The sequence below is a fragment of the Vibrio sp. 1249-1 genome (genome assembly GCF_033340495.1).
Map to the genome: position 1 here is coordinate 285,345 of NZ_JAWOWJ010000003.1, position 26,670 is coordinate 312,014.

A 26,670-nucleotide genomic window follows, 5' to 3' on the forward strand; every position below is an offset into this window, starting at 1 on the left:
TAGACTTCACCTATTTCAATAATAAGAATATTCAATTGTTGTGATTGCACGAATTTCATTACTCTTTTGGCAAGGAGAATGGGGGAAATATGGCAACAAAAGCAATTGTAGTAGAAGGTGGCGCGATGCGAGGCGTCTTCGCAAGCGGAGTGTTAGATGCGTTTTTAGAGCAGAGTTATAAACCGTTTGATTTTGCAATCGGTGTATCTGCTGGTGCATCAAATTTGATTGGGTATTTGACCGACTACCCGCATCGCAGTATTAACGTCATTACTAAGCTGGCCACAAGCAAACGCTTTTTTGACCCGACTCGCTTCGTTAAAGGTGGGGACCTCATCGATGTGAAGTGGTTGTTTGAAGAATCTAATCGCTTGTATCCCGTCGATGAAAATAAACTGTTTAATGGCGTTCCTTTTCTCGCAGCGACAACAAATGTAGATACAGGGCAGGCAGATTACTATCGCGTGACACGTGATAATTTTCACCATGCGATTGAAGCGACAACAGCATTACCGATTGCCTACAAGCATACCCCTTGTTTTTCTGGCGGTTGTTATACCGATGGTGGGGTCGCTGATTCTATCCCAGTGCGTGAGGCTTATCGTCGAGGGGCTCGCGACATAACCGTAGTACTCTCTCACCCACTGAATTATGCCAAAAAGCCAGTTAAGACCACATGGCTGATGAAGAAACTTTTTGCGGAGCACCCCAAAATGGCGGATGCGATGTTAAGGCGTGCAGATAACTATAATCAATCATTGGAGTTTATTCGTAACCCTCCACCAGGAACACATGTTAGGGTAATTGCCCCACCAGATAATTTTCATGTTCAGCGCTTATCAATGCGACAATCCGTTTTACTAGAAGGGTATGAAATGGGGGTGATTGAGGGGCGAGCGCATCTCTCTAGTTTATCTGGTGTTTATGGTTTAAACCGGGAAAATTGTCATTTTTGCGTTTGATTATAAAAGAGCCTCATAGTGAGGCTCTTTTTACTTAACGTTCAAAGGGTGATTTAGTTGACTTTATCCCAAGCCATCTCCCAGTGTGAACCTATTCCAGGCTCGTAATGGTTTGCGCTTTCTTTCCACTGCATACAGTAACCAGAGTATGGGAAAGGTTTACATTGATAAATGCCCCCGTCGCTGGCAAGCACTTTTGTGCCCGCAGTGTAGCTAGATAGTCCTTCAGGGAAGACAAAATCGTACTCACCAGATGGTGGTGGAGTAACTGACTCTTCTTTTAAGTGAAAGTCGAGCGTTTGCTGATCCACCAAGTTGCCATCTTTATCCTTAATACGTGTTACGAGCATATGGTGACCCGGCTCCGATTTACTTAAAGCGAGCGATATCGCCTCTACCGAGCCGTCTTTCATTTCGTTTGCCCAACTTGCAAGTGGTTCGCGATGGTGATTGTAAACGGTGAGTTCTGCATTTAAATCGCCTTCAGCAGTTAGTGTCAGATCCAACGTTGTCGGTGTTGACTCAATGATATATTCGTCTGCTAAGCCATCTACTGTGAGTGAGTATTCTGGAACAGGAGTTTCAATGTTATAGCCGATCTCTACTCGCTCAAGGCCGCTATTTGCTTGCAGATACACCGGATTAGTACCATAAACAGGAGTGAATTTATCCTCTGCATACTGCCCGGCTTGCAGTTTTGCTTGTTCTTGGTTTAGCTTAGTCGCGAGTGCGTAAGACCAGTTTTTCGCTTGGCCCATTGCTGCATCGGTAATTTCTAGTTCAGTTCTATACGCTATGTTTTCACCTGCTTGATCAAATACGCGCGTATAAACCGAATCCCCAATATTTAAATCCATTGTAGGAATAATTTGACCGCCTTGCTTCCAATCTGGAATAACGGGACTGTCACCATCAAATTTCACATCGATCACGTTATAAAATGAGGCTGCAGTGTCGCCAACATCCCATACTGCCAGGATGACATGGTATCCCTCGCGAGTAGGCACATTACATTGATGGCTTACCTGTTTCGGGGGTTGAACCATATTGCCGTCGACGACACAGAAAGGAGTTAGATCAAAAGAGTCTCGTGATAGTGAAGCGTTTGGGTTCCAATCAGGCTTGGTGATGTAATATTTCCAGTCGCGCGTCACGTGGTTAGCGGTAAATGTCCATTCAAAAGTTTGTGTACCTGCTTGAATAGTGCGTTTTACCCAACGGTCGGCAGTTTGCTCATCAAGGGCAGCTGCTAAAGCGGTTTCGGCACTCGCTATTTTACCATCGCGAGGCCCTGTTTCGGGAAAGCCATCAGGGCCTTCAACGCTTTGCGGTTCATATTGAATCGCACCGCAGTTATTATTTTTTTCGTTAGTATCTGGCGTTGGATACTTACATAGTGCCGAGCGACTTGCAGCGACACCACCATTGGTTTCTGATACATAACCGTGAGCCGCAGCACCTGAGCTAATGCTTGCAAGTGCTAACGCGAGTACGGATTTGGTTGGAAATGATTTCATCACATGTCCTCTGTTATGGCTGACAAACTAGTGTCACACCCCGGCGCATGCTGAGCATAAAGCAACGCTACAGAAATTGGACTTCTGTAACACTGCGTCATGGTAACCCCGCTATCATGAGCATTCTTTTAGATTTTTAAATGCTGACAGACCGGAAGCTTTGCGTCCCACCCTTTCGAATGGTTTGCCGAAATGTGATTGAGCAGCCAAAATTTAGCTTAAGAATTTACATGTGGAAAAGTAAACGTCACTGACATGGAATCCTGTTCTCAAATTGAAAGATAACGATATCTTAACCTCGTCAATATTGTGCAGTGTCGTATTGCAAGGTATTGATTTTAATTTTGTTTTTATCCTTTTTATAGTCATGGTGAATGAGTGGGGGTGGGGATAAGTGGAGAGGAATCGTGCTAAGGGTGGAAGAAGTTCTGTCTAAAGGGCGGAGTGTACCGCCCTCTGGATGGTGTTATTTCGGCATAATGACAGTATCAATCACGTGAATGACACCGTTTTTAGCTTTCACATCGGTTGCGATGACATTTGCATCGTTAACCATGACTTTATCGCCCATGGTTTTAATCATCACATCTTGCCCCTGAACCGTAGTCGCTTTGTCTAGCTTAACAACATCGGCAGCCATCACTTTCCCTGGGACGACGTGATAAGTCAAAACAGATACTAACTTGTCTTTGTTTTCCGGCATTAAGAGCATGTCGACTGTGCCGTCTGGCAGTTTTGCAAAAGCGTCATCCGTTGGTGCAAAAACAGTAAATGGGCCTTCCCCTTTGAGAGTGTCAACCAGGCCCGCTGCTTTCACCGCAGCAACAAGCGTATTGAAAGAGCCATTTTCAGCGGCAACGTCGACAATATCGGCTTTCATCATGCCATGCTCATGAGCCTGAACGGGAAGCATAAAAGATAATGTCGCCATCAGTGTCGCCGCGATAACTAAGATACGTTTGAACATAATGTGTTCCTTACTAGTTGAGGGTACAACGGGTTCCCTGGAGTGTGTTTGCATTTGTACGCATCGTGATTGAAAGATGATCATCGCGTCCTACTTTCTTTTGAGGGTCTAACATGTCGCGCAAGAATTCGTCTGCCTTCTTGTTTCACATCAGCTCGTTTCCGCCACGTCCATAAGCGCTCTCTTGCTGCCTTAGCTGCTTTGTCTGGTGCGATAATAGGTGCAAGGTAACGGCTATCTGGCTGCAATTGATACATGACAGCTTCCATCTGGGTCATTGTCCAGGGCTCGAATAAAAGAGGGGGAGGAACCATTTGTAACTCAGGTACCCACTTGTAGATGAACGTACCGTTAGGATCATGTTCTTGGGCCTGCTTGATCGGATTATAAATACGGATTGTGTTAGTCCCGGTTACTCCTGCTTGCATTTGGAATTGTGGGTAATGAATTCCAGGCTCAAAGTCGAGAAACAGTTGCGCTAAATGCGTTACACCTACTCGCCAATCCATGTTCATGTGGTGAGTAAGAAAGCTAACCAGCATGGCACGCATGCGAAAGTTAATGTAACCAGTGTGGTGCAAACAGCGCATGCAGGCATCAATCAAAGGTACGCCAGTATGCCCGGATTTCCATGCTGCTAACTTTTCTTCATCGAAAGTACTACTTTGTTTAATCAATGGTTCGTAAGCCCGATTAACGCAGTAAAACTCCATGTCGTATTCCGATTCGAATTTTTGGATGAAGTGACAGTGCCAATGAAGCCGTGAAGACAATGCAATTAAGCTGCGACGAAACCCAGCGACTTGCCAGTGTTTCAAAAGGTATTGATAAACTTCACGCAAGGATATGTTACCCCAAGCGAGATATGGAGAAAGTCGAGTACAGGCTGTGCGTGAGGCTGTGGGACTAGAAATGCTTCGATAGTAATCACGACCTCGACGATGGAAAAAGTCCTCTAGTGTTTTCCAAGCGAGCCGGCTTCCTCCCGTTTGCATTCCTTTGCATTTTGATAGCCAGGATGATGGTGGCGAAAACGAACAGCCGAGAGCTTCTGCATCCAATGAATGCAATAAGTCGGTTTGGAGCTCAATAGGGCTTATTGAGGCTCTCATGACAGAGTCCCAATGTTTGTCCCAACCTTGCCGGTTTATTGCACCTCTGATTACAGCACCGTGTTCGAATTCAAACCAGTCGATGTTCTGCTCATACAGCCAAGCGGCAACTTGTCGGTCTCGTTCAAAGGTGCAGTTGAGTCCTATTTCTCGGTGAGAAAAAACAGCGTTGATTTGATATTGCGCTTGAATTGATTGGAAACATGCTAAGGCATCGTCAAACAGCACCGTGATTCGATGCCCATACGCTTTGAGCGTTTCATCCATGTCTTGCAGTGATTGCCAAACAAATCGCCAGTGGCGCTCAGAATAGTGTGGGTTGTTCAATAGCAATGGTTCAACAATATACAAAAGCACAGTTGGGTGCTTTGTTGATAATGCTTGAGTTAGTGGTTGATGGTCAGTCAGCCTTAAATCTCGCTTTAACCACACGACATTGATTGTTTGCATCGGAATCCTCTTTGTTTCCGATGTTGTACGCAAGTAAACCGAAGAAATCTCATCCAATGATCGGTTTTATTCTACAAAACGTAGAGGTAACTTTCAGGGAGGTGACACATGGCAATACCATTGAGTAAGTTACAAAAATACTTCTATGTAGACAAATTGGTCATTCATTCGCTTGATCTCGCATTGTACCAGGCATCTGTCGTGATTGATGGAGAAGCGCAATTTATCACTGATGACAACGGTATCTTTTTGAGGGCTCATTCCCTGATCGAGATGCAAAAGAAGTGCAGGAATATCAAAGCAAATAAGCAGGTTCTAGTGCATCAAAGTGCTTATGATGAAATGGTGGGGCTACCCGAAGGCAAAAGAGACAATCAACTAGAGGTATTGGTGAGGGATACAAAATTGTATTGAAAGAGTATTGGTGCGTAGTAAAAGCGAGCCACCTTACGGCAGCTCGCTAAATATAAGGAGAGTTGGGCTTAGTCTTGTTTACGCTGCGCTTCTTTTTGCGCGTACTTAGCGGCACGTCGGGCTTCTCTTTGCTTGGCACTTTCACCACCAACATGCTGCTCGCCTCGCTGCTCTGCAAGAACAACTTGTTTTTCACGCTCGCGGAATCGAGCAATTTGTTCTTCTGAGTGTGTGCCGTGACATTTTGGACAGCTCACGCCTTGCTCGAACAATTCTGACTGTTTGTCTTCTTCAGTGATCGGTAGACGACAAGCGTTACATAAATCGTAATCTGCTTTTTCTAGCTGGTGGTTCACTGCAACACGACCGTCAAATACGTAACAATCGCCTTCCCACATGCTCTCTTCTTGAGGAACTTCTTCAAGATATTTAAGAATGCCGCCTTCTAGGTGGTAGACCTCATCAAAGCCCTGTTCTTTCATGTAAGCCGTTGATTTTTCGCAGCGGATACCACCGGTACAGAACATCGCAACTTTCTTGTGTTTTGCCGGGTCCATGTTTTCTTTTACATAGTCTGGGAATTCACGAAAGGTTTCAGTATTTGGGTTTACAGCGCCTTTGAATGTCCCGATCTCGATTTCGTAATCATTACGTGTATCGACAACAAACACTTCAGGATCAGCAATAAGATCGTTCCACTCTTGAGGTTTCACGTAAGTACCCACTACGTGGCGAGGGTCTATACCTTCAACACCTAATGTTACGATCTCTTTTTTCAGTTTCACTTTGGTGCGATTGAATGGCTGGGTCTCAGAATACGACTCTTTGTATACGGTGCCAGTCAAACGAGGTTCGTTGTTTAGCCACTCCAGTAGCGTATCAATACCTGCACGATCAGATGCAACAGTACCGTTGATACCTTCACTTGCCAGTAGTAATGTTCCGCGAATATGGTGTTTTTCCATCAACGCAAGTAATGGCTCGCGTAGCTCTTGATAGTTATTCAGCTCAACAAACTTGTACAGCGCACAAACTACATACTGACTCATGAGGTTTCCTTTAAAAATACAGGTGGTCAACGACCTTAAAATTTTAGCGGCACGAAGTATACCTGACTAAACTAGTCGGAAATACGGACAAATTATACGGATATTATGAGTAGGCGGGGCCTGGCGGTCTTTGATAGGGGGAGCATGTCCGCAGGTGAAGCCGCTATGTGTTCAAATTATAAGCATTAATTATAGTGGGTTAGGTAGGTTGGAGCCGATACTTTTGGTTTAAATTTATGCTGTTTTGGGCCCTTCAAAAAAGTTAGGCGCAAGAAGCACCAAGTAATCACCGGAGTCATTGACAAGGAAAGGACATGTCGCAGTTTTATACATGAGGTGGTGAGGGATAAAGGTTTAGGGACAAAGAGTGAATGACTGATCGCCATTGTTCATAAACCGCTATAAACGCCTTTTCATCAAATACTAAAAAGGCGTATTTCTAACGTCTGTCCTGCTTATTTCAACGCAGCTGCGGTCTGTTTACCCATGGCAATGAGCCTGTCGAGAATGCGTTCACCGTCGGCACGTAAGCCGTTGTGCTCGTACTCATTGGTGATCCACGCTTTTGAGTTTGGTATTAACGCGAGCGTCTCTCGGCTGATATCCATTTCAACAAACATATCATCGGCGTAAACGGCGCAACTGACAGGCACTTTGTTCTGAGCCAGTTGTGTTTGATCGTACAGCGCAGTCCAATCTTTTTTCGCTGCCAATATTTCTGCGGCGTCTTTTAGTGGTTTGAGGTTAACGTATTGGTCGAACATCCATGGGAAGACCATTTCCCCCGTAAAGTAAAATGGCTTGCCAGATTCATAATTAAACTCTGATCGGGTTTGGCGAACGCGGTGCGCACTCCAATTCGACGCGAAGCTTTGGCAGTAAATCGATTCATGCAAAATGGCGTAGATCGGGTTGGTTTGGAAGTTTTGCTGCGCCAACATATCGTTTAAGAACTCATAACGAAGTTGTGGTTTGCCGTTCACTTCAATCAACGCGCTTTCTAGCCAATAGTAAGTTGGTAAGAAAGTATCACTCACACCAAAGTTGATGCCGATTTGTTGAAATTGCTCCACTGTGAAGCGTTGACCATTTGGTAGGTACTCTTCATTTTCCAGCAAGTGATTCGCAATGTTTTGGCAAAGTTGTTGCGCATTGGGAAATTGTTGGAAGAACGCTTGGTTTTTCTCCATGGTGCGTTTGAAAGTGGCTTCATACAGATCGTCGGCATGACGTGAGACTGATGGCACGCCACCTGTGATGTAGCTTTGTAGCAAGCTGTCTGGGAACAAAGACAAATAGGTGAGGGAGCAAAACCCACCAAAGCTTTGACCTAAGATCGCCCATTTTTCGACGCCAAATTGCTCACGAATGTATTCCGCGTCGCGCACGATGTTATCCGCTCGGAAGTGGCTCAAGTAGTCTGCTTGTTGCTCTGGCGTGAGGTGAGCAAGCGTCTGGTGATTAATTACGCTGCTGTTGCCCGTACCGCGCTGGTCGAGAAGCAAAACTCGGTACTCTTGCAGCGCGCGTTTTACCCAGCCGTTATTGCCGTTTTGACGCGGAGAGGGAAAGCCAGGTCCGCCCTGAAAGTAAACCAACCAAGGTTTGGTCGATTCTTCCTCGCCAACTAGGCAAACCGCACGGGCGAAGACTTCAATGGTGCCTTTGCTCGCGTTTTGGTAATCCAGAGGAACGGTAAAACTGTGGGGAGTGTAATGCAATCCTGCGTCGATAAATGATTGAGCGTTCATTGTTATCTTTATTTCCTTATTGAGGGGTAGCGCTACTTTACTGCGAATGGCGCGAAGAACCAACGCTATTTCCCAATTGCCTCTTCAGTTCTATACCTTGGTCAAATCAATGTAAGTTCAAGAAAATGAAACGATTAGCGACTGGTGCAACTGGTTGAGTGAGCTATGCTCAATAGAGTTGCGACAAAGTAAGAGCATGGAGGAAGTCGGATGAAAGTGTCACTGGCTCGATGGACAATTGTGACTTGTTTAATAAGCGTACCTACTTTTGCCGTTGTTACGCCCAACCCACCTCAGTTACAGGCAAAAGGCTACGTATTAATGGACTTTCAATCCGGTGCCATTATTGCCGAGTATAACGGGCGAGCAGGCCTTGCTCCGGCGAGTTTAACCAAGTTGATGACCGCTTATGTAGTTGGACAAGAAATCAAAGCGGGGCGTTTGAAATGGGATGATGTTGTCACCGTGAGCGAAAACGCGTGGTCGGCCAAGTTTCCCGGTTCTTCTAAAATGTTCATCAAACCGAAAGATGAAATTAGTGTTGCGAACTTAATGCGCGGCGTGATCATCCAATCAGGAAATGACGCGTGCGTTGCACTGGCTGAGCATGTTGCAGGCAGTGAACGCGGCTTTGTTGCCTTGATGAATGGTTGGGCGGAGAAATTAGGACTGCAAGACACCTATTTTGTGAACTCCCATGGTCTTGATAGTGATGGCATCCAAACCTCACCAACCGATATGGCAAGACTCATGCAGTCGATCATCAGCGATGTTCCTGATGTGTACGCGCTATACAGTGAGAAAGTCTTCAAGTGGAACGACATTACGCAGTACAACCGCAATAAGTTGTTGTGGGACAATTCCATTGATGTCGACGGGGGAAAAACCGGCTACACCAGCAATGCCGGATACAGCTTGGTGAGCTCGGCCAAAGAAGGAAGAATGCGCCTTATCTCGGTGGTGATGGGTACGCCAAGTAAACAGGCTCGGATCAGCCAATCGAAGAATCTACTCAGCTATGGTTTTCGCTTTTATGACACCAAGCAAGTTGCTAAACAGGGGGAAGTTGAGTCTAAAGTTCGCGTTTGGAAGGGAAATGCTAATCAAGTTGAGGCGATCTTTGCTAAAGATGCCTATCTCACTCTGCCTCGTTCAATGACGGCTGGGCTTGATAAGAGTGTGGTGTTAAATGAACCGTTGATTGCGCCGATCGCGCAAGGAGATGAGATTGGTAAGGTCGTTTGGAAAAGCGATGACAGTACCGTGGCGAGTTATCCCTTGGTCAGCAGCCAAGCGTTAGAAGAGGGCTCGTGGTTCGCTCAGCTTTGGGACAGTCTGGTGCTGTGGGTGAAATCGTTCTTTAACTAGAATAAAAACGAGCAGAAGTGTCTTTCTGCATTTTTTTGTTGATGGCCGCCCAGCTAAACGCTGGGCGGTGTTTTATTTAACGGTTTATTCCGACAAGGTGATGATTGGTAAATCGTCCCAAATCTTACTTTCATCCGATGCGCCACCGGAGAAGTTCCAAGGGCCTTTGTCTTGTTCTAGCGGACGGTAAGTTGCCGAAAGGCCGTCTAAGTCCCAAGTCGTGACATAGAAGCGGATACCATCGAGCGAATCTGGGCGGCCCAGCGCGTCACTCGCAAAGTCCATCGAAATAGTGTTATTGGCTTTGTCTACTGTCACTGTTGGTGCTGGCGTGACCGCTTCTCCCCATGTTGTCGCGTTTGCGCCTTGGGTGTTGTAAATCGAGCTTTGCCAGCCGAAGACTACAGCATTGCGACTCCATGTTCCGCTTGGCATAGAAGCGTTGATCTTTGGTAGTTCCGTTAGGTTGGTTGCTGCTTCTTCCGGTAAATCAATGAAGATGGTGAAACCAACGTGGTCAAAGCCGTTTGGCGGCAACCAAGTATCGGTGATCTTGTCCATGGTGAAGGTCAAGCGCACGTTACTGCCGACGGTAAATACCTCAGCTTTGTTGATTGCGAGTTGGCTGTTGTCTTTGTCGAATGTTGGATCCGTTGGTAGCGAGTAGTTGCCATTAGGACCGCCCATGCCATCTTGTGCATCGCCTGCGTCATCAATAGTGTCGTCTGGCGTGTTCGACCAGCTTAAGTCCGACACAAAGTTCACATCTTCAATGCCTGCTTTTTTCTCATTGGAGTAAATCGCGAAGCGGTGTTGCTGTTCGCCAATCGCAAAGTGACGGGTAGATAAAGTCACGCTAAATTGACCGTCAGCACCTACGCTAACGGCTTGTGCTGTTTCTAGATTACCGTCGACGACAAGGTTTAATTTCTCGTTTGCGTTAGCAGTACCAGTAATCACGATGTCATCAGTGATGGTTTGCCCTTCCCAATCCTGTGCCAGTTGGATGTTGAGGTCTGGGGTATCTACCGATTGGGTGTCGTTAGTTTTCGAGTAAATCACAGCAGATTTGGCTGGTAGCTCAAGGGTGACGTGACCGTTTTCATCGGCGATTAATTGCTCTGGAGCGTCTGCCCAATTCGACATGATTTGTTGTTGGAAGACGGTGCCGCCCGCTTGCTCTACATCGAGTTGGTTCATCAACATCGGGGAATTCGATGTGTTCATTACCACCAAGACTTCGTCGTTATCCAACGTCCGGGTAAAGGCGAACACACCGGCGCCAGCTTTATCGCTGCCAATCACTTTCATTTCGCCGCGTGTCATGACTTTGTTCTCGGTACGCAACTTAGCAAGCTCTTGGATGAACAAGTACATCTCGCTGTTTTGGTCGAATGAGTCTACGTAGTCGCCGTCTTCACGGTAGCCCCCAGCAAACATCGCATCGCGCGCTGCTGACATCGCCTGTTCAGTACCTTGGTAAATCACAGGGATGCCCGGTACCGCCATCATGGTAATCAGCGCTTGCTTCATATCGTTGACACTGCCTTGTGATAGAAAACGCGGCATATCGTGGTTATCAATGAAGTTCGGCATGATGTATGGGTTCGGGAACATCTCCATCATTTTCTCAAGACGGAAGCGTAAGTAATCGGTCGGTTGTCCTGCTGCAAACACGCGCGTCATGGTAGCTTGCAATGGGAAGTTCAGCACCGAGGTTAACTGTTCCGGTGAGCCGCTTTCGCCGATGTAAGTCAGCATCTTCTCTTCGCCTTCTGTGTTGTAAGGCGTAGATGTTTCGAAGACTTCACCAAAGGTCAGGAAGTTATCGCGACCAGTATCAACCGCTTGAGTCATCACACCATCGTCGGCATGCAGGAAGTCGTTCCAGAAATCGTGCTCAACAAACTTCACAGTATCGATACGGAAACCGTCAACGCCCACTTCGCGAATCCATTTACGGTAGCTCTCTTTTAGATAAGCGCGTACTTCAGGATCGGATGTATTAAGGTCATCCAAATCAGAGAGCTGCCAGGTTTTTTCTTGTACCGGATCGTTGTGGTCGGTGATGCTTGGCGTCCAGTGGTAGCTGCCTGTGCCATCTTCTTTACACTCATTCTTGTTGAGCGGGTAAGGCAGTTCTTGTCCTGCTGGTAGCGCATTTTCAATCAAACGGAAACCTTGGCAAGGTAGGCTAGGATCGTAATTGTATGGGTCATCGTAAGTGAAGAAGTTACCTACGTGGTTGGTCACGATGTCTTGAATCAAGAACATGTTACGAGCGTGCACTTCTCGCGCTAACGCTTGGTAGCTTTCCATGTCACCAAAGTGCTCATCCACTTTTTGGAAGTCACGCGCCCAGTAACCGTGGTAGCCACCATAGTTTTGTTCTGCATCCCACCATTGGTTTGCCACTGGCGGAGTAATCCAGATCGATGTGGCACCGAGAGTTTCGATGTAGCTTAACTTATCACTCACGCCAACGAGGTCGCCGCCGCTGAACTTTTTATCCGAAGTCGGATCGAATTCGTTTTGCCCTTGATCATTAAGAGCGCTGTCGCCGTCGTTAAAACGGTCGATCATCAGGAAGTAAATGATTTGATCTTGCCAATCAGGAGATGCCACGTGGCTGCCTGTATCGACTGGTGCGGTTTCGTCGCTTCCACAGCCAGAAAGAGCTAGAGCGATCGATAAAGGAAGTATTTTTATTTTATTCATTGAGTTAGGTAGAGTTTCAAACACGGTCTTTGCCTCCGTTATGCAGCAATGCAGAAACGATAAAGCAAAGGTTTGAAATTGAGAGTGTCATTTCACGCCAAAAAAGACGTGATATGATGTCACGAAGAGACGATTTTGATCTGACCGACAGTTTTAATTGAGAGGTTTCACAATAGGATATTGTATCGGGTAATGGTCTTTGGCTAACTCATTACCAGAATGATCATAGAGTCGGAATCGACACTGTTTAGCCGCTTGGGTGAGGGGAAGTTGTAGCGCCCAGCATGTGTAATCTTCTGCATTCTGAGTTTGGCTCATTGTGTGCGGAGCTGGCGCGTCACTCACGTAGCAATCGATCTTCGCTACGTCTTTTAATCTACACGCGAGTTCCACAAACAAGGTGTACTGAGTGCCGAGTTGGATAAGTTGTCTTGTCGGGACAATGTATTCCGTTGCGCCAATTAAAAGCCCTTTAGAAACCACGTAATCGCGCTGGTGGTTGTTATCAATGTAGCGTTCACCATCGACTTCATAACACAGTCTAAACGTCAGTGGATGAGCGACAGGAAGCTCTGTCGTCGCCCATAGTTCGGTGCCATTATTCAAGAAACGCTCGAAGAAGGCGGGGTAGCGACGCCATGCACCATCACGGTCTCGACACTCAACTGAGACCACTTTTTCAAACGCAATATTATCCACTTCCATCCAGATTTTACCGACGGGTTGGTCAATATCGTTATCGGCTAAAGTATTGGCTTTGGCGTAGTATAGGCGGATTGGTTGAGTATTGAGATGAGTGCGGTTATCCAAGCATTGCTGGCGATATTGCATTGGCGAAAACGGATACCAACGGCGAAAGGTTCGGTGGAAGTTGGAAGGTTCTTCATAACCCAACTGATAAGCGATTTGCTGCGTTGTGAATTGAGTATCTGCAAGTAGGGCTAATGCGTGCTTTTTCTTGGCGAAGTCGACGCATTGCGAATAGCTCATTTGTTTTTCTTGCAGTCGACGTTGCAAGGTGCGTTTGGAGACGCCCAGTTGCCTTGCCGCTTGCTCTAACTTGAGCGCGTAATTACTGTTTTTGATGAACAAGGCGTTCAAAACACTCAGCAATTCTGGCTGTTCAATTGGTTGGTGAGAAAGCAGCAAATAAACATGTTTCACCAGTTCAAACACGCTTGAACTGGTTTTAGAATCTCGCGTTTCCCCTAGAAAAATATCGGCCGCGAGTGGATTGCTGGCTTGAACTTGTATTGATTCACTTAGCTCAAGCGTCTCCAACTGCATTTTGAGCAAGCCAAACACCGACTCCGCCCAATTTGGCATATCGGCTGTTCTGCATTCTACTTGCAGATGGATTTGGGCATCACCATGTTGAAATGTGACGTACAAACGGCGGTCGAATAATGAGACACTTTTACTCCACCAAAGCAGCCCTTCCTGGAGGTTAGGCGCTTCTTTCAACATCATGCATTGCAAGGCAACCAACTTCTCAATGTGCCAATATTCGCCGGCAATTCTCAGATGATTGTGACCGAGCTTTTTGCACAGAAAGGATGTAATAACGTTATCTTGAGGCAGCATGAGTTGAGTTTGGTTGCGAGCAAACATGCATTATTGCCGAAAAGATGAAGAAGTTCAGTGAGAACGCTCAAAGCCTTTCTTATCGTTTTATTTTCAAATTTATTTTGAAAATGTTTTTAATCGAAATCGGTTTTTCCCTTTATCTCATGAGGTTATGCTGTTACACAGCTTGAGTTCATTAATTGGAGAACCTCATGGATATCGTACAAGCTGCAAAATCTCGTTACTCAACGAAAGTGTTTGACCCAACGCGCAAGCTACCTCAAGAAAAAATCGACGCAGTTAAAGAGCTGATTCGTTTTAGTCCATCGAGTGTGAATTCTCAACCTTGGCATTTCATTCTGGCAAGCACAGAAGAAGGCAAACAGCGCATCGCTAAAGCGGCGCAAGAGAACTACGCGTTTAACGCGGCGAAGATTCTCAACGCTTCTCACGTATTGGTGTTTTGTGCGAAAACAGGCATTGATAACGACTACATTGAAGCGCTAATGGCGCAAGAAGAAAAAGATGGCCGATTCCCAACCGAAGAAGCGAAAGCGGCTGTGCGCGGTGGTCGTAGCTACTTTGTGAACATGCACCGTTTTGATCTGAAAGATGCGAACCATTGGATGGAGAAACAAGTTTACCTTAACGTGGGTACGTTGCTGTTGGGTGCTTCGACGTTAGAAATCGATGCAGTGCCAATTGAAGGGTTTGATCCAAAAGTGCTGGATGAAGAATTTGGCTTGCGTGAAAAAGGTTACACCAGCGTTGTAATCGTGCCGCTTGGCTACCACGCGGAAGATGACTTCAACGCGAAAACGCCAAAGTCTCGCTGGGACGCAGAAACCGTATTCACCGAGATCTAATTCGAGCTTACTTGCAGGTGACGTAGAACCTTGTAATCAATATATAAATCGCAAAAGAGTGATAAAACGATGATCCACTTAGTCGCAGAAGTGAAAGCCTATCCAGACAGTAAGGATCAGGTGGTGAATTTGCTTGCTGGTTTACTAGAGCCAACTCGCAAAGAAGAAGGCTGTTGCCAATACGAGTTGTATCTCGACGAAAAAGTTGAAGGCCTATTTATGTTCCAAGAAATTTGGGCATCGCAAGAGGCCTTGGATAAGCATTTGCAAAGCCCGCACATGGCGACGTTTCTTGAAACATTGGAAGAGAACGATTGGGTTGAGTATACCCAGATTCGTCCTCTACGATTTATCGCCTAATGACAGAATGTTGCCAGCACGTTGGCGCGTTGCTGGCAGCATTTTTGTTGGATAAAGTCGCGGAAAGTCCGAATCGTTGGCGTTAGTAACCGACGATCGGCGCACACCATGTAGAGCGGCACTGGGCCGCAATCCCACTCTGGTAACACTCGCACCAATCTTCCCTCGATTAAGTCTCGGCTGATGTCCATCAACGATTTATTCGCAATGCCTTTGCCTTTGATCGCTAACCGATGTGGCAAGTCACTATCGTTGCTCATCAAGTTACCGCTGACCACGACTTGTTCTTTCTCGCCGTCACGCGTGAGCGTCCATTTGTTGTAGACCGAATCCGCGACCATGTAGCACAAGCAGTTGTGTTGCGTTAAATCGGCAGGAGAGGTGAGTTCTGGATGTGTGGCTACGTACTCTGGCGATGCACATAAGATCCGCTCGTTTGCCCCACACAATGCCAACACGACCAGATTAGAGTCGGCCGGCTCGCCGTAGCGAATCGCAATATCGACAGGCTTGGTGTACATATCCGTCAAGCTATCGGACAGCTCTAGTTTGATGGAAACATTTGGGTAGAGATCGATGAACTCATCCACCCAATCGAGCAACATATTGCGACCAAAATCGGAGGGCGCAGTAATGTGCAGTTGACCAGATAACTCACCACGCGCACTTGAGATCTGATCCAACCCCTCTTGCAATGTAGCCAATGCTTGCGTGGTTTTGTCTAAAAACAGTTCGCCATCTGAGGTTAAACGCAGGCTTCGCGTGGAACGCACAAACAGCGGGAAACCGATTTGCCCTTCAAGACGCTTAATCGATGCGCTAATGGCGGCAGGTGTCATGTCCATGCTGTTAGCGGCTTTTGAAAAGCTGCCTTGGCGCGCTGTTTCTACAAAAATATTGAGGTCGTTGAGGGCTTTCATCGTGAAAAGGGCTTTTATGAAGTTTGGGCTACTATAGGGGAGAGTCGTAGGGCAATTCAAGGTTAAAACATTAGGTTGCACGGCGAGTTTGAGTTAGATTAGCGCGCAACTTCACTTTACCGGATCAATAGCATGAGCCAACAGCAGCCGAATAACCCACTTCACGGGTTGAGTTTAGAAAAAATCGTCACCCGACTAGTTGAGCACTTTGGTTGGAATGGCCTGTATGAGCGCATTCGAGTGAACTGTTTTAAGAAAGATCCGTCGATCAAATCTTCTCTGAAGTTTTTGCGTAAAACGCAATGGGCAAGAGACAAAGTCGAAGCGCTGTACATCGAGACATTCTGCTAACCGCTCTATAGTCTGCAGCAAGCGGCAAGTAGATTCTTAGTCTCGCTATGGCTCGCTAGAATGACGTAGCTTTTCTTATCGCGTAGGCTAGAAGAGTCGCTCTGCTGTTACGTTTAAAGCGTGATTCAGAATCTACCCTCAGGCTTGTATTGAGTCTATTCATAGCTCTATGGGCCTACAGCAGCGGTAAGTAGATTCTTAGTCTCGCTATGGCTCGCTAGAATGACGTAGCTTTTCTTATCGCGTAGGCTGAAAGAGTCGCTCTGCTGTTACGTTTAGCGAGGTTTCGAATGATTCACTTAGGCTCATTAGAATGACTCTAGTTTTCTTATTGCGTAAGTTGGAATGGTATCTCAGCATCATTCCCGATAGCGATGAAGGAGCGCTGTCGGGAACCTCGCCTTTAATCTCTCGTTTCTTGCTACTCCAAATGATGCGTACTACCCACGGTTCCTTCCAAGTCTAAAATCGACTGGCGAACGTGATCTGGAATCGCAGCTTTAACGTTGTTCTTAAAATCAAACATCACACCAGTGGCGGTCGCGATGGTCGCAATTTTACCCCACTTCTTACTCAGCACTTGGTACTCCATCGTGATGCGATCTTCTTGCATGTCGATTACGCGAGAACCGACTAATAGCGTGTCTGGGTAAGTAACAGGCAATCTGTAGCGGCATTGAGTCTCGCTCAGTACTGGTCCAATTTGCGAGGTCTGCAGGTCGACCAGCAGGTTAATTTTGTTGAAGTAATCTAAACGTGCGGTCTCGAAGTAGCGAAAATAGACCACGTTATTAACGTGTTGCAGAGCATCCATTTCACCCCATGCGACTTTTATCTCTGTGATAACGGGAAAGTCCTTTAACAGTGTGTCCATTTTTATTGCTCCTTTTTCATCTGCTTTGCCACAAATTGCGACGCGACTTATCACTTTGAGCATTTATTCTAGATGTAATCATTTAATATGTAATAAAATTGTTTTTAAAATGTGAAATGAAATAGTGGTTTGATTATGTAAACCAGAAACTTTACATAATCGAGTTGAAGGCGTAAGTTTAACTAAGAGTAACCAGATAGGAGGTGTCTCATGATTGAACTCAAAGGTTTCAACCTCGCAAGAGTTGAGAAACGCATTGATTGGACAGGTGAGCTGTTCAGTTTGAGAATATCTGGCGCGCCTCTTTCCTTTAAAGCTGGCCAATTCACCAAGCTTGCTTTGCTTGATGATGAAGGTAAGCCGATCAGCCGTGCTTACTCTGTGGTTAATGCGCCAAGCGAGCAATTCGATTGGTTGGAGTTTCTAATAGTAGCCGACCCTCAAGGACAACTTTCTCCACGGCTCCAAAAGCTTAAATCTGGTGATAGCATTTATGTCGGTGCCACCGCACATGGCGATTTAATCCATGATTCTATTCCTAAACAGGCTCATGACCTGTGGCTGCTATCTACAGGTACGGGGATTGGACCGTTTTTATCGCTGCTGGATGATATAAACTTACCGCCTCACAATGAGCGCATTGTGCTGGTTCATGCCGTTCGTTTCGAAAAAGATCTGGTTTATAAATACCTAATTGAACAGCTTCAGCAACGATATGAAGGCAGATTAAAGTATATACCGATAGTCAGCAGGGAAGAGGTTGATGGTAAATTACAAGGCCGAATTCCTGAACTCATCGAATCGGGTTTACTGTCCAACGCCGCTGATGCGCCATTCTCAGCTCAGCGTAGCTTTGTCATGATGTGTGGGAATCCACAAATGATCAAAGATACCGTGCCCGTTTTACAAGAGCTAGGCTTGGAAAAGTATCGCCATCAAACTGGGGGAAATATCATTTACGAACGTTACTGGTAGCGTTTTGTTAAATTGATACGGTTATGCTCAAGATGTAATGATTACTTTTGAGATACGACCGCGATTTAGTATGTTCTTAGTTGAATATTATGTTGGCAATACCTAAACTGCGCTCACCATTGCGCGTCTGTACACTCAGTCATTCTCGCTTAACCAATTACATTGAGGTGACTGAAGTCCATGTATGCTTTTATCGCGAGCAAGCAACAGAGAATCATTGCTGGTTTTATCGACCTGCTCTTTACGATGGTGGTAGTGTTAATAATTGCATTGAGTATTAACTCTTTTCTTAACGACTTTCAGCTCTCTTTAGCAGATAACCTCACGCTTGTTCGTGAAACTCAGGCGTTTTACTTGCTTTCTTTACCAACGGTTTTAATGATCAACTGGAATGCATTGAGTCATGGGCAAACCATTGGTATGCGCATGATTGGTATTAAAGTTGTAATGAAAAATGATAGTAAGGCAACGAAAGTTACAGCAGGGTTAAGGCTTGTTATTAGCTACTTGCTGGAGATGCTCATTCCGGGGATCCCGTTGGTAAATTTGGCATTGTTGTTCTTTCATCCGGAGCGACGTTTGTTGCATGACTTGATCGCCAATACTAAAGTTGTCCAAGTTTCCTAATTTTTGATCAAAAAAGCCACGTGAAGTGGCTTTTTTAATATCGATAAAGTTAACCAGATTTACTGTTGATTAACATATTTCTTAAAGCGAGCTTTGGTTTCTGCGTCTGCTTTTTGGTACCAGAAGTGCAGCATCTCTTCAGCTGTCGAATCCGCTTTAACCGCAGTTGCTCTCACTTGCTTCATATCCGCAGGAACCTTTGCAGGAAGCGTGACTGGCTGCATGGTCGCTGCGCCAGCAAAAGCCACGGCTGCTGCACCGCCAGCTTGGTTATAATCTTCGATTTCACGTACGTAATCACGACCGATTTGCATACCCGGTTTGAGCAACTTGTCCTGGTCAACCGCGATTGCGTTGCCTGAATCATCAACCAGTTTCCAATCTAAGTCTTTGATCTTCTCTTCCGCATCACGTAGGTTGCGGTATTCTGGCATTTGTAGAGTGAGTTCGGCATTGGTCGCGTCAAATCGTGCAACGATAACATCGCTTTCAACACTTAAACGGTCATTACCTTGGTTGAAGTAAGGGGCGAAACGAAATACGACTTGGTTAAGGCCATCAGGTAACGTCAGTGTTCTTTCAGAGGCGAAAAAACCACCCGAAAGATCTGCTTTTTCACCGTTAGCCGCCAATACTGAAACGTTGTCAGGAACACTCACGGTTACATCTGCGAATGCCATGCCACTCATTGCGAGAGCAAGCGCACAAGTTAAAGGCTTGATCAATTTCATTGTTTTTATCCTAAGCAAATTAGTGGTCATCGAGAGTGCATCGTTCATTGCCCGATTGCAACTCCCAAGTGTAATAAGTATGAAAATTTAACAAGAACGTCATTTTTATCGCATTTATTACGACGAAACTGTGATCCAAATAGAATCAAACCGCTGAAATGCAGCGGTTTGATATCATAAGTTATAGATTAAATTTCTTTCTAACTTATTGATTTATTAAATGCCAGCACCGTGTCCAGGTTCTGATTGGTCATCAGAAGCGTCTTGTTGTTCTGCCATTTCTTCTTGCTGTTGTGCTTTCTCAATGCTCAACCACCAAACAAATAACTCATACCAAATTGCTAGGATAACGGCACCTAAGAACAGACCAACGATGCCGTAGAAAAGCATACCACCGATGGCACCGAGCAGAATCACAGGCATTGGCACGTCGACGCCACGTCCCATTAACATTGGTTTGAACAGGTTTTCAGAAAGAGCCGCAACTACGACCCAAACAGTAAACATGGTTGCTGTTGAGGTGTCTTGGGTCATGTACATGAAGCCAATCACAGGTAGCACTGCGAGCAACGCCGGGAGCTGAGCGATACATAAGATCATTAGAAGCAGTGTGAGTAAACCTGCTGCCGGAACGCCAAATACGAAGAAACCAGCACCGATCAACAGTGCTTGAATCGCCGCTACACCGACTACGCCAAGCAGTACGCTTTTAATTGTCGCTGCGATAAGCGTGGTCCAGCTTTTTGCGTTTTCACCAGCGGTACGAATCGCGATGGTTCTTAGGCCTGATGCCGCAGATTCAGAGTACGTCATGAAACCTGCTGCAATAGCAAGTGACAAGATTGAAAGCAGTAAACTTCCCAATACGCCCCCCAGTGTACCCAGTAAAGATGTGAGTCCTGCCTTTATTTGTGGCATAAAGGTTTGAATCGCTTGCTCAAGATTAGTAGCGAATAGGGTCCACACTTCGTAGAGCTTATCACCCACGATAGGCCAATCCGCTACGGAAGGTTTTGGCCCTGGTATTTTCACTTGACCATTTTGTAGTACTTCAAGCGCGTGCGTTGCACCATCCACAATGGAGCCTGATACCATAACAAGTGGCGTGACAAGGAGGGCAATACCAAGTAAAGCAATGGTTGTGGCTGCCAGACCTCTGCGACCACCATATACACGCTGCAATTTTTGGGTAAGCGGCATTAAAGCGACGGCTATAATAGCGCCCCAAATAACCGGAAGTATGAAGGGTTTGATGATGTCGTACGTAAACATCAGCAAGACAAAGATCAAGCCAATGCGTATTGCTGATTCCACCATATTACTGATGAAAAGCTTACTGTCGATTTTTACCGATTGTTTATCCATTTTTGTTTACCTGATGATCAATGTTAGAACTGACGAGACTTGAAACAACAATCGCCATATAAAAAACACCTGTGATGGCCTCTAAATACACCACGACTTGAGCCAGTGGTGTTAGAGGACTAATGTCGCCATAACCGAGCGTGGTTAAGGTAACGAAACTGAAATACGCTGCATTGGAGAAGTTCTGCCCCCAAGAAATCGCTTCCATACCGGTAAAGGCTTCAGGCGAAAACTCAAGCAGAATGAGGTAGGCAATCGCCCACATCAGACCAAGTAGCAAGAAAAGCGCTACCGAGCCAATGACTTTGTTGCTGTTGACATGGCCGGTGAAAAGAATCTGTCTTGCGATGGATTTAAAAGTGCCGAAAAAGAACGCAAAGGTGAGGGCAAGCATCACCACATTCATCTCTCTGATGTCGAAAACGGTCTTGATCACAATCACAAGAACCCAAACACCAAACAGGCTGTAGAGGAAACGAGACCAGGTTTTGTCAAAGCGAAGGCTCGCAAAACAGACGATAAACGTCAGAACCGTGAAAGCCTGAAGTATGTGTTCAATCGTCCCTTCACCTACGACTTGTGCCATCGCACTCCCTAGCAACAAAATCACTAGTGCTAAGGTTAGATAGAAGAAGTTGTTTTCTTCATTAATATTTTTGAGGTTTTTACCAATGACCATGGCTCTTCTCACTTAGTTATTGTTCACTTTCTGCGGATGACTCTTTCATCACCATGATGGACGCAGAAAGCCCGAATCGAAGATCAACATCTTCAGGAAGTTCTTGTAGGGAGATTCGCACCGGAATACGTTGTGCTAGGCGAATCCACTGAAAAACAGGGTTTACGTTTGGAAGAAGGTTGTAGCCGACCGTGCCGTCTTTGGGCGCAATACCCCAACCAATCGAGTCAACCGTCGCGTCAATTGGCGTGTCTGGGTGAGACATCAAAGTGACACGCGCTTGGCTGCCAGGTTCGATTTGCGCAAGTTGGTTTTCACGGAAGAAACCAAATACCCAAAAGCTGTTTTTGTCGATCAGTGCGAGCAGTGGTTGGTTTGCGACCGCTTGCGTACCGTTTCTAATATCGAGGTTAGATACAAAACCATCGACGGTCGCATAAACTTTGGTAAAGCTGAGGTTAAGGCGTGCTGATTTTAGTTGTTCTTCTGCAGATTTGATTTGCAGTAGCGATTCTTCGTAAGCGATTTCACGACGAATCAGATCCTTATGAGAAACTGCGCCACGGTCTTTGGCACGAATGTCTTTTAAGCGGTCATATTCGATTTTTTTACCGCGAGAGCTAACAATGGAGCGCTCCAGTGCTACTTCGGCTTGAGATAACGCAACCTGGTAAGTCGCAGGGTCGATTTCAAACAGTAAATCCCCCATTTTTACTTCTTGGTTGTCTTGCACCGCGACATTTACAATTGGGCCTGATACGCGAGGAGCCACTTTGATGACGTTAGCACGCACTTGCCCATCTCGTGTCCATGGGTTATTAAAGTATTCCTCAAACTTTTGATAGCCGAGCCAAGCTGCGCCACCAAGAATGACAAGATTGAGTGCGATTACGAATAGTTTTTTCATCTTGTTTGGCACCTAAAATTGAATATAAAAGCTGTCGATGGCCACCACATAACCGACCATGATGGCAATAAACGTCAGAGACGGAAAAGCGATGAAGCGAGACAAACGTGTCTTGTTCAATATCATCACCGTTATCCACGTGGCCGTGACGGCGAGAAAGAGCACGAGTAGCGTAGGAGAAAAGTAAACGTCTCCCCAAGAGAGTTCATGAGGCATTACCGATCCTCCGTTTTGTTTTCATCACTGGTCTCAGCCGGAGTTTCGAGTCGCAAAGGCGGCAATACGCGGTTTTCTTCATTTAAATAACTTCCCCAGTCAGTGCGCTCTGTCATCTGCGTGGCAATCGATTCACTGATGAAAGGTTTGCCTGTTTGGGTTTGCCAGCCTCCACCGAGGGCTTTGTAGAGCGCGACAACTTGGTTCGCAACATTACCTTTGATCGTTGCGTAGCTGTCTTCTGCGCGGGTCATTTTTTCTACCGAGTTAAGCAGACGTTCGAATGAAATTTGTCCGTTTTCGTACTGTGTCATGGATATGTTGAACGCACGAATGGAAGAGTTGACCGATTGCAAGCGTAAATCTTTTTGCTGCAAATACAGGTCATACGCTTCGATTGCATTGGTGACTTCATTAACGGCTTGCAGTACCTTTTTGTTGTAGTTCGTCAGCGTTTCTTGGAAGCGAGCATCTTCGAAACGAATGTTATTTTTCACGCGTCCGTATTGGAAAATGTTCCAACTGAACGTTGGGCCAACCACCATGGTGAGCGAATCGCTAAAACTGAAACTGCTGCCATCGGGAACCGTACTGTCGATACCGATGGAACCGAACAGCGAAAAGCTTGGATACAGAGCGGTTGCCGCCACGCCAATTTGCGCACTCTGCGCGCGAGCTTGCATCTCAGAGACTTGCAAATCCGGACGTCGCATCACTAAGTTTGCGTCCACTTGGGTATCCAACAGAGGTGGACGCGGCACAATGGAGCGCTCGTCGGTGCCTGATAGCGCCGATTTTCTGCCCGTCGATTTGAACTGGGCTTCGTACTCAGCGATTTGCTTGTGCATCCCATCCGACTGTAGCAGTCGATCTACTTCTTCTGGTAACAGACCCAGTAGCAAAGCCAACACAGTACGTGACTGCTTCATTGCCACTTCGAGGCTCGGTAACGCTGCTTTGGTGGTGTAGAGTTGGTTTTTAGCTTGTTGAACGTCCAATTCTGTAACGTTGCCAGAGTCGAACTGCACCTGAGTAATACGTACGACACGCTCTTGAATCTCGATATTGCGGCGAGACAGCAAAATACGTTCTTGGAATGTGCGATAGTTGATGTAATTGCGCGCCACTTCGGCGGTTATAGTGACCATGATGTCGTGATACGATGCGATGGATGCGTAGTAACCCGCTTCTGCCGACTCAATACCGCGAGCATACTTGCCCCAAACATCCATTTCCCAAGCAGCATCAAACGACAAAGTGGCGTTATTCACGCCCTGATCATTTACGTAGGCACGCGCTAGGTTTCCTGACACGGTTTGAACTTGTGGGTATTGCAAGCCCGTCGAAATACCAAGCAATGAACGTGCTTGTACAATTCGTAGCCCTGCGGCTTCTAAATCGAGGTTTTGTTTGCTCGCCAACTCAACCAGCTGATTGAGAGTCGAGTCATTAAATTGCTGCCACCATTGTTGTAGCTGTTGCTCTGATTGCTGCGTATCTTTGGCTGCTGCTTTTTGCACCGACCAGTCACTTGGCAGTGGCGCCTGCTTTGGATGAACATAATCTGGTCCTACCGTGGTACACGCACTGAGTCCGAGCAAAGAAAGTATGGCGAGGCTTGGTTTGGTTAGTTTTGGAAGCATCATATCCCCACCTTTAAAAACGCTTCTGTTGTAAGTTCACCCAATCGATATCCTCGTAGGTTTGCTTGCAATGCTTGATTGCTTCGAACACGTTCCGTTTTAAATTCAGCAAGATATAAAAACCGGCTATCTCTGAATAAGCGTAGTCAGATAAATCCAACTCACTAAAAAAATCTTCCAGTTTATCTTCGAATGTTTGGTAATCTTGACTGTATTGGTCGAATACGGAGTCGAGTTCTTGTGTTGCTTGATGGCTGGCTAAAGCGCCCGCCATCAAAGGAATGATGGAATCGCGGTGCTGTTGGCGAAGCTGAGTAATTAGTGGATTGGTCATCAACTTTTTCTCGGCGGCCATTAAGATGTTGATGTGATTACTGAGTACATCACACGCTTTGCTAAACGCGCCGATCGCTTCTGGCGTGGTTTTATCAAAGTGTTTGTGGTTGATTTTCGAACCCCACACTTTGAGCTTTTTCGATGAGACATTGAGCGTCACCAAGTGCAAGGCCCGTTTGAGCGGCGTAACAACCGAGCTGGACTGCTGTTGATAGGTAGTGAAGAGCTCTCGGGTATGTCGGAAGTAGCGTTCTTTTATGGTCAAAAAGAGGTGTTCTGGTCGTGAGCTAAACGGGAAGTAGTGCGCGAAAATAATCATGAACACCACCATGTAAAACAACAGCATGATCGTCATGAGGATCCCGAAGTGATAAAACATGTTGTTATCTAAACCGAGAACAAACAAGCCAATCATATAGAAAATCGTCACTGGCCCGTTAAACAGATAAAAACCGATAAAGGTGTAGATAAAGATAAACAGGCCAAGTTCTAATCCGAGATCCAATTGCGGAAGGATGAAGACGTAAGAAGGTACCGCGAACAAGAAGCCGAAAGTGAACAGCACAAGCAACAAAATTGGGTGCACAGGCACGAACGACAGCAAAGACATAAACATGGTCGAGAAGACCACGAATGAGTAGCCGCCTGGTGGATTGAAGTAAATCCAAATCAGTCCTGCAACCCAATAGGTAACAAAGGTTTTGACCGCAGTTTTAAAGTTTTCTGCGTCCCACCATAGAAACTTGCCTTTCGGTTTCGGCAGTGGCACGTCAAAGGAGACATTATTCGTCACAGAGTCAATACAGCTAATGCTCTCAGCTAAACGTGACAAGTTTTGATGCATCAGTTCCAATAGGTGACCAAGCGTAAGCGCAGAGCCTTTCTCTAGGTGAGTTGCGTCTTCTAGCAACGCTTGGTTGTATTTGACTTTGAATTCCTGAACACGAAAAGCGGGTTCTTTTTCGTCCCAGACTTGTTGGCAGGTATCAAATAGCGCGTCAATTTCCGCAACGGCTTGATCAAAGTTGCTGATGCTTTCACGGTCTTGCTGGTGGCTAAAGTGGCTGTGCGCCGCAACGGTCAATTGTTGCGTTACCTGCTTGTTCAAATGAACCGCCAAGCGCCACTCTTTCATGTAGGCCGACACTTCACTGCATTCCACACTGACCGTAGCAAAGCGCTGTTCGAGCGCATTTTGGGCGGCAAACATCTGTTCGATGAGAGTGTCCACGCTAGGTTGTGGCTCTTCAGCTTCTGGATTTTCTTCTCCGCCTTCTTGAGGAGAGATTTGCCCTGCCGATTTTTGCTCGAAATTTTGCAAGATAGCGGTGAACAACGCGCGTTGTGCTTGGTTGAGTTGTTCGATGAGCTGTCTTAGGTTTTGTTCTGTTTTGGTCGGGAATAAGAAAGTTCCCACGAGTGTGTAAACCACCACCCCAAACACCGTCATATAGGCGCGGTCAACGCCATAAAGGAACGCACCTTCTGCGTCACCGCCATTGGACATCATCAACGTCATCACACCGGTCAGCATGAGTAGCGTAGGATCTTTTTGATAGGCATTACGGAAGTAAAAAATGAAAGAGACCACAACCGACACGCTCAGCATGTACAGCAAGCGATCTTGAGCAAACAACCCCACCAGTAACAAGCCAACCACGGCACCAACCAATGTACCTAACACGCGTAAGGTACCTTTGGCGAGGGATTCACGACGACTGCTTGTGGATGCAATCAGCATCACTGTGGTTGCGGCCGTCGATGCTTGCGGCCAACCCATGGCAAACGGGATCAGATAAGCCAGAGTTAGGCTAAGCGATACTTTAATAGCGAATTTTATTTTGTCGTTCATAGTGTCAAAGTTTGCTCAGGCTTATCGTTATAAGTTGATGAATTTCTTATATGAATAATCAGAATCTTGTTCTGAATAAATTCGGGGGGCGGAA

General features: G+C 46.1%; 24 protein-coding genes and 1 riboswitch. Of the genes, 8 read left to right on the top strand and 16 right to left on the bottom strand.

Annotation, left to right across the window (positions count from 1 at the left end; translation table 11 throughout):
- Positions 1-89: 89 nt before the first annotated feature.
- On the top strand, positions 90-962 hold the full coding sequence (locus tag R7Z50_RS07995; RefSeq protein WP_258479937.1) for a patatin family protein: 873 nt from the start codon (positions 90-92) through the stop codon (positions 960-962).
- 53 nt (positions 963-1,015) lie between these two features.
- Here the strand turns inward: R7Z50_RS07995 and gbpA are convergent, their stop codons facing one another.
- The 3 genes from gbpA to R7Z50_RS08010 form a co-directional block, all read right to left on the bottom strand.
- Positions 1,016-2,479, bottom strand: a complete 1,464-nt coding sequence (gbpA, locus tag R7Z50_RS08000; RefSeq protein ID WP_170889950.1) for an N-acetylglucosamine-binding protein GbpA — start codon at positions 2,477-2,479, stop codon at positions 1,016-1,018.
- 98 nt (positions 2,480-2,577) lie between these two features.
- Positions 2,578-2,678, bottom strand: a riboswitch (cyclic di-GMP riboswitch).
- A gap of 267 nt (positions 2,679-2,945) precedes the next feature.
- Positions 2,946-3,446: a fasciclin domain-containing protein gene (locus R7Z50_RS08005; RefSeq protein WP_005374896.1), complete on the bottom strand. Its 501-nt coding sequence runs from the start codon at positions 3,444-3,446 to the stop codon at positions 2,946-2,948.
- An 80-nt stretch (positions 3,447-3,526) separates the two neighbouring features.
- Positions 3,527-5,008, bottom strand: a complete 1,482-nt coding sequence (locus R7Z50_RS08010; protein ID WP_005374897.1) for a cryptochrome/deoxyribodipyrimidine photo-lyase family protein — start codon at positions 5,006-5,008, stop codon at positions 3,527-3,529.
- Positions 5,009-5,116: 108 nt separating this feature from the next.
- On the opposite strand from R7Z50_RS08010, the gene R7Z50_RS08015 reads away from it, so the two are divergent.
- Positions 5,117-5,422: a DUF6482 family protein gene (locus R7Z50_RS08015; RefSeq protein WP_005374898.1), complete on the top strand. Its 306-nt coding sequence runs from the start codon at positions 5,117-5,119 to the stop codon at positions 5,420-5,422.
- Positions 5,423-5,490: 68 nt separating this feature from the next.
- Here R7Z50_RS08015 and R7Z50_RS08020 read toward each other — a convergent pair whose 3' ends face one another.
- Positions 5,491-6,471, bottom strand: a complete 981-nt coding sequence (locus tag R7Z50_RS08020) for a rhodanese-related sulfurtransferase (protein ID WP_005374899.1) — start codon at positions 6,469-6,471, stop codon at positions 5,491-5,493.
- Between the two features lie 455 nt (positions 6,472-6,926).
- Positions 6,927-8,222, bottom strand: coding sequence for an alpha/beta fold hydrolase (locus tag R7Z50_RS08025; protein WP_318148997.1), 1,296 nt, complete (start codon positions 8,220-8,222; stop codon positions 6,927-6,929).
- A gap of 210 nt (positions 8,223-8,432) precedes the next feature.
- On the opposite strand from R7Z50_RS08025, the gene R7Z50_RS08030 reads away from it, so the two are divergent.
- Positions 8,433-9,590 carry a D-alanyl-D-alanine carboxypeptidase family protein gene (locus tag R7Z50_RS08030; protein ID WP_318148998.1) on the top strand — a complete coding sequence of 386 codons (1,158 nt, stop codon included), beginning with the start codon at positions 8,433-8,435 and terminating at the stop codon, positions 9,588-9,590.
- 84 nt (positions 9,591-9,674) lie between these two features.
- Here the strand turns inward: R7Z50_RS08030 and R7Z50_RS08035 are convergent, their stop codons facing one another.
- Complete coding sequence (locus tag R7Z50_RS08035; RefSeq protein WP_318148999.1) at positions 9,675-12,332, bottom strand: alpha-amylase family glycosyl hydrolase; 2,658 nt, start codon at positions 12,330-12,332, stop codon at positions 9,675-9,677.
- Between the two features lie 129 nt (positions 12,333-12,461).
- On the bottom strand, positions 12,462-13,919 hold the full coding sequence (locus R7Z50_RS08040; protein WP_318149000.1) for a helix-turn-helix transcriptional regulator: 1,458 nt from the start codon (positions 13,917-13,919) through the stop codon (positions 12,462-12,464).
- Between the two features lie 167 nt (positions 13,920-14,086).
- Between R7Z50_RS08040 and R7Z50_RS08045 the strand changes: the two genes are divergently transcribed.
- Positions 14,087-14,740, top strand: a complete 654-nt coding sequence (locus R7Z50_RS08045) for an oxygen-insensitive NAD(P)H-dependent nitroreductase NfsB (RefSeq protein ID WP_005480118.1) — start codon at positions 14,087-14,089, stop codon at positions 14,738-14,740.
- A 69-nt stretch (positions 14,741-14,809) separates the two neighbouring features.
- A complete protein-coding gene (locus tag R7Z50_RS08050; protein ID WP_021822050.1) occupies positions 14,810-15,100 on the top strand; it encodes a putative quinol monooxygenase in 291 nt (96 codons plus the stop codon).
- On the opposite strand, the gene R7Z50_RS08055 is transcribed toward R7Z50_RS08050, so the two are convergent.
- Entirely contained in the window at positions 15,097-16,020 is a 924-nt protein-coding gene (locus tag R7Z50_RS08055; protein WP_017447210.1) for a LysR family transcriptional regulator, read from the bottom strand. The two genes, R7Z50_RS08050 and R7Z50_RS08055, sit on opposite strands and share 4 nt — an antisense overlap.
- Positions 16,021-16,152: 132 nt before the next feature.
- Between R7Z50_RS08055 and R7Z50_RS08060 the strand changes: the two genes are divergently transcribed.
- Positions 16,153-16,371, top strand: coding sequence for a VF530 family DNA-binding protein (locus tag R7Z50_RS08060; RefSeq protein WP_025768615.1), 219 nt, complete (start codon positions 16,153-16,155; stop codon positions 16,369-16,371).
- A 421-nt stretch (positions 16,372-16,792) separates the two neighbouring features.
- Here the strand turns inward: R7Z50_RS08060 and R7Z50_RS08065 are convergent, their stop codons facing one another.
- Positions 16,793-17,245: a thioesterase family protein gene (locus R7Z50_RS08065; RefSeq protein ID WP_318149001.1), complete on the bottom strand. Its 453-nt coding sequence runs from the start codon at positions 17,243-17,245 to the stop codon at positions 16,793-16,795.
- 210 nt (positions 17,246-17,455) lie between these two features.
- Between R7Z50_RS08065 and R7Z50_RS08070 the strand changes: the two genes are divergently transcribed.
- Positions 17,456-18,220, top strand: coding sequence for a ferredoxin--NADP reductase (locus R7Z50_RS08070; RefSeq protein ID WP_053303891.1), 765 nt, complete (start codon positions 17,456-17,458; stop codon positions 18,218-18,220).
- 180 nt (positions 18,221-18,400) lie between these two features.
- On the top strand, positions 18,401-18,847 hold the full coding sequence (locus R7Z50_RS08075; protein WP_025768614.1) for an RDD family protein: 447 nt from the start codon (positions 18,401-18,403) through the stop codon (positions 18,845-18,847).
- Between the two features lie 59 nt (positions 18,848-18,906).
- On the opposite strand, the gene R7Z50_RS08080 is transcribed toward R7Z50_RS08075, so the two are convergent.
- The 7 genes from R7Z50_RS08080 to R7Z50_RS08110 form a co-directional block, all read right to left on the bottom strand.
- Positions 18,907-19,578 (bottom strand): DUF2057 domain-containing protein, encoded by a 672-nt coding sequence (locus R7Z50_RS08080; protein ID WP_206970599.1) that lies wholly within the window; start codon positions 19,576-19,578, stop codon positions 18,907-18,909.
- Between the two features lie 216 nt (positions 19,579-19,794).
- On the bottom strand, positions 19,795-20,943 hold the full coding sequence (locus tag R7Z50_RS08085) for an AI-2E family transporter (protein WP_005386936.1): 1,149 nt from the start codon (positions 20,941-20,943) through the stop codon (positions 19,795-19,797).
- A complete protein-coding gene (locus R7Z50_RS08090) occupies positions 20,936-21,622 on the bottom strand; it encodes a potassium channel family protein (RefSeq protein WP_017634413.1) in 687 nt (228 codons plus the stop codon). Before R7Z50_RS08090 ends, R7Z50_RS08085 begins: the two co-directional genes overlap by 8 nt.
- A gap of 16 nt (positions 21,623-21,638) precedes the next feature.
- On the bottom strand, positions 21,639-22,529 hold the full coding sequence (locus R7Z50_RS08095; RefSeq protein WP_053350008.1) for an HlyD family secretion protein: 891 nt from the start codon (positions 22,527-22,529) through the stop codon (positions 21,639-21,641).
- Between the two features lie 12 nt (positions 22,530-22,541).
- The gene (locus R7Z50_RS08100; protein ID WP_005374946.1) at positions 22,542-22,745 is read right to left on the bottom strand and encodes a DUF1656 domain-containing protein; all 204 of its coding nucleotides are present in this window, start codon (positions 22,743-22,745) and stop codon (positions 22,542-22,544) included.
- Positions 22,745-24,391: a TolC family protein gene (locus tag R7Z50_RS08105; RefSeq protein WP_053350009.1), complete on the bottom strand. Its 1,647-nt coding sequence runs from the start codon at positions 24,389-24,391 to the stop codon at positions 22,745-22,747. The genes R7Z50_RS08100 and R7Z50_RS08105 overlap by 1 nt, the downstream gene beginning before the upstream one ends.
- A gap of 10 nt (positions 24,392-24,401) precedes the next feature.
- Complete coding sequence (locus R7Z50_RS08110; RefSeq protein ID WP_206970600.1) at positions 24,402-26,576, bottom strand: FUSC family protein; 2,175 nt, start codon at positions 26,574-26,576, stop codon at positions 24,402-24,404.
- Between the last annotated feature and the right edge of the window lie 94 nt (positions 26,577-26,670).

Excerpts from the sequence above, each read along its gene's own strand:
- R7Z50_RS08110 (WP_206970600.1), bottom strand. The coding sequence starts at position 26,576 with ATGAACGACAAAATAAAATTCGCTATTAAAGTATCGCTTAGCCTAACT.
- R7Z50_RS08015 (WP_005374898.1), top strand. The coding sequence starts at position 5,117 with ATGGCAATACCATTGAGTAAGTTACAAAAATACTTCTATGTAGACAAA.
- R7Z50_RS08005 (WP_005374896.1), bottom strand. The coding sequence starts at position 3,446 with ATGTTCAAACGTATCTTAGTTATCGCGGCGACACTGATGGCGACATTA.
- R7Z50_RS08030 (WP_318148998.1), top strand. The coding sequence starts at position 8,433 with ATGAAAGTGTCACTGGCTCGATGGACAATTGTGACTTGTTTAATAAGC.
- R7Z50_RS08060 (WP_025768615.1), top strand. The coding sequence starts at position 16,153 with ATGAGCCAACAGCAGCCGAATAACCCACTTCACGGGTTGAGTTTAGAA.
- R7Z50_RS08100 (WP_005374946.1), bottom strand. The coding sequence starts at position 22,745 with ATGCCTCATGAACTCTCTTGGGGAGACGTTTACTTTTCTCCTACGCTA.
- R7Z50_RS08075 (WP_025768614.1), top strand. The coding sequence starts at position 18,401 with ATGTATGCTTTTATCGCGAGCAAGCAACAGAGAATCATTGCTGGTTTT.
- R7Z50_RS08080 (WP_206970599.1), bottom strand. The coding sequence starts at position 19,578 with ATGAAATTGATCAAGCCTTTAACTTGTGCGCTTGCTCTCGCAATGAGT.
- R7Z50_RS08050 (WP_021822050.1), top strand. The coding sequence starts at position 14,810 with ATGATCCACTTAGTCGCAGAAGTGAAAGCCTATCCAGACAGTAAGGAT.
- R7Z50_RS08040 (WP_318149000.1), bottom strand. The coding sequence starts at position 13,919 with ATGTTTGCTCGCAACCAAACTCAACTCATGCTGCCTCAAGATAACGTT.
- R7Z50_RS08095 (WP_053350008.1), bottom strand. The coding sequence starts at position 22,529 with ATGAAAAAACTATTCGTAATCGCACTCAATCTTGTCATTCTTGGTGGC.
- R7Z50_RS08105 (WP_053350009.1), bottom strand. The coding sequence starts at position 24,391 with ATGATGCTTCCAAAACTAACCAAACCAAGCCTCGCCATACTTTCTTTG.
- R7Z50_RS08045 (WP_005480118.1), top strand. The coding sequence starts at position 14,087 with ATGGATATCGTACAAGCTGCAAAATCTCGTTACTCAACGAAAGTGTTT.
- R7Z50_RS08020 (WP_005374899.1), bottom strand. The coding sequence starts at position 6,471 with ATGAGTCAGTATGTAGTTTGTGCGCTGTACAAGTTTGTTGAGCTGAAT.
- gbpA (WP_170889950.1), bottom strand. The coding sequence starts at position 2,479 with ATGAAATCATTTCCAACCAAATCCGTACTCGCGTTAGCACTTGCAAGC.
- R7Z50_RS08025 (WP_318148997.1), bottom strand. The coding sequence starts at position 8,222 with ATGAACGCTCAATCATTTATCGACGCAGGATTGCATTACACTCCCCAC.
- R7Z50_RS08065 (WP_318149001.1), bottom strand. The coding sequence starts at position 17,245 with ATGGACACACTGTTAAAGGACTTTCCCGTTATCACAGAGATAAAAGTC.
- R7Z50_RS08070 (WP_053303891.1), top strand. The coding sequence starts at position 17,456 with ATGATTGAACTCAAAGGTTTCAACCTCGCAAGAGTTGAGAAACGCATT.
- R7Z50_RS08085 (WP_005386936.1), bottom strand. The coding sequence starts at position 20,943 with ATGGATAAACAATCGGTAAAAATCGACAGTAAGCTTTTCATCAGTAAT.
- R7Z50_RS07995 (WP_258479937.1), top strand. The coding sequence starts at position 90 with ATGGCAACAAAAGCAATTGTAGTAGAAGGTGGCGCGATGCGAGGCGTC.
- R7Z50_RS08055 (WP_017447210.1), bottom strand. The coding sequence starts at position 16,020 with ATGAAAGCCCTCAACGACCTCAATATTTTTGTAGAAACAGCGCGCCAA.
- R7Z50_RS08010 (WP_005374897.1), bottom strand. The coding sequence starts at position 5,008 with ATGCAAACAATCAATGTCGTGTGGTTAAAGCGAGATTTAAGGCTGACT.
- R7Z50_RS08090 (WP_017634413.1), bottom strand. The coding sequence starts at position 21,622 with ATGGTCATTGGTAAAAACCTCAAAAATATTAATGAAGAAAACAACTTC.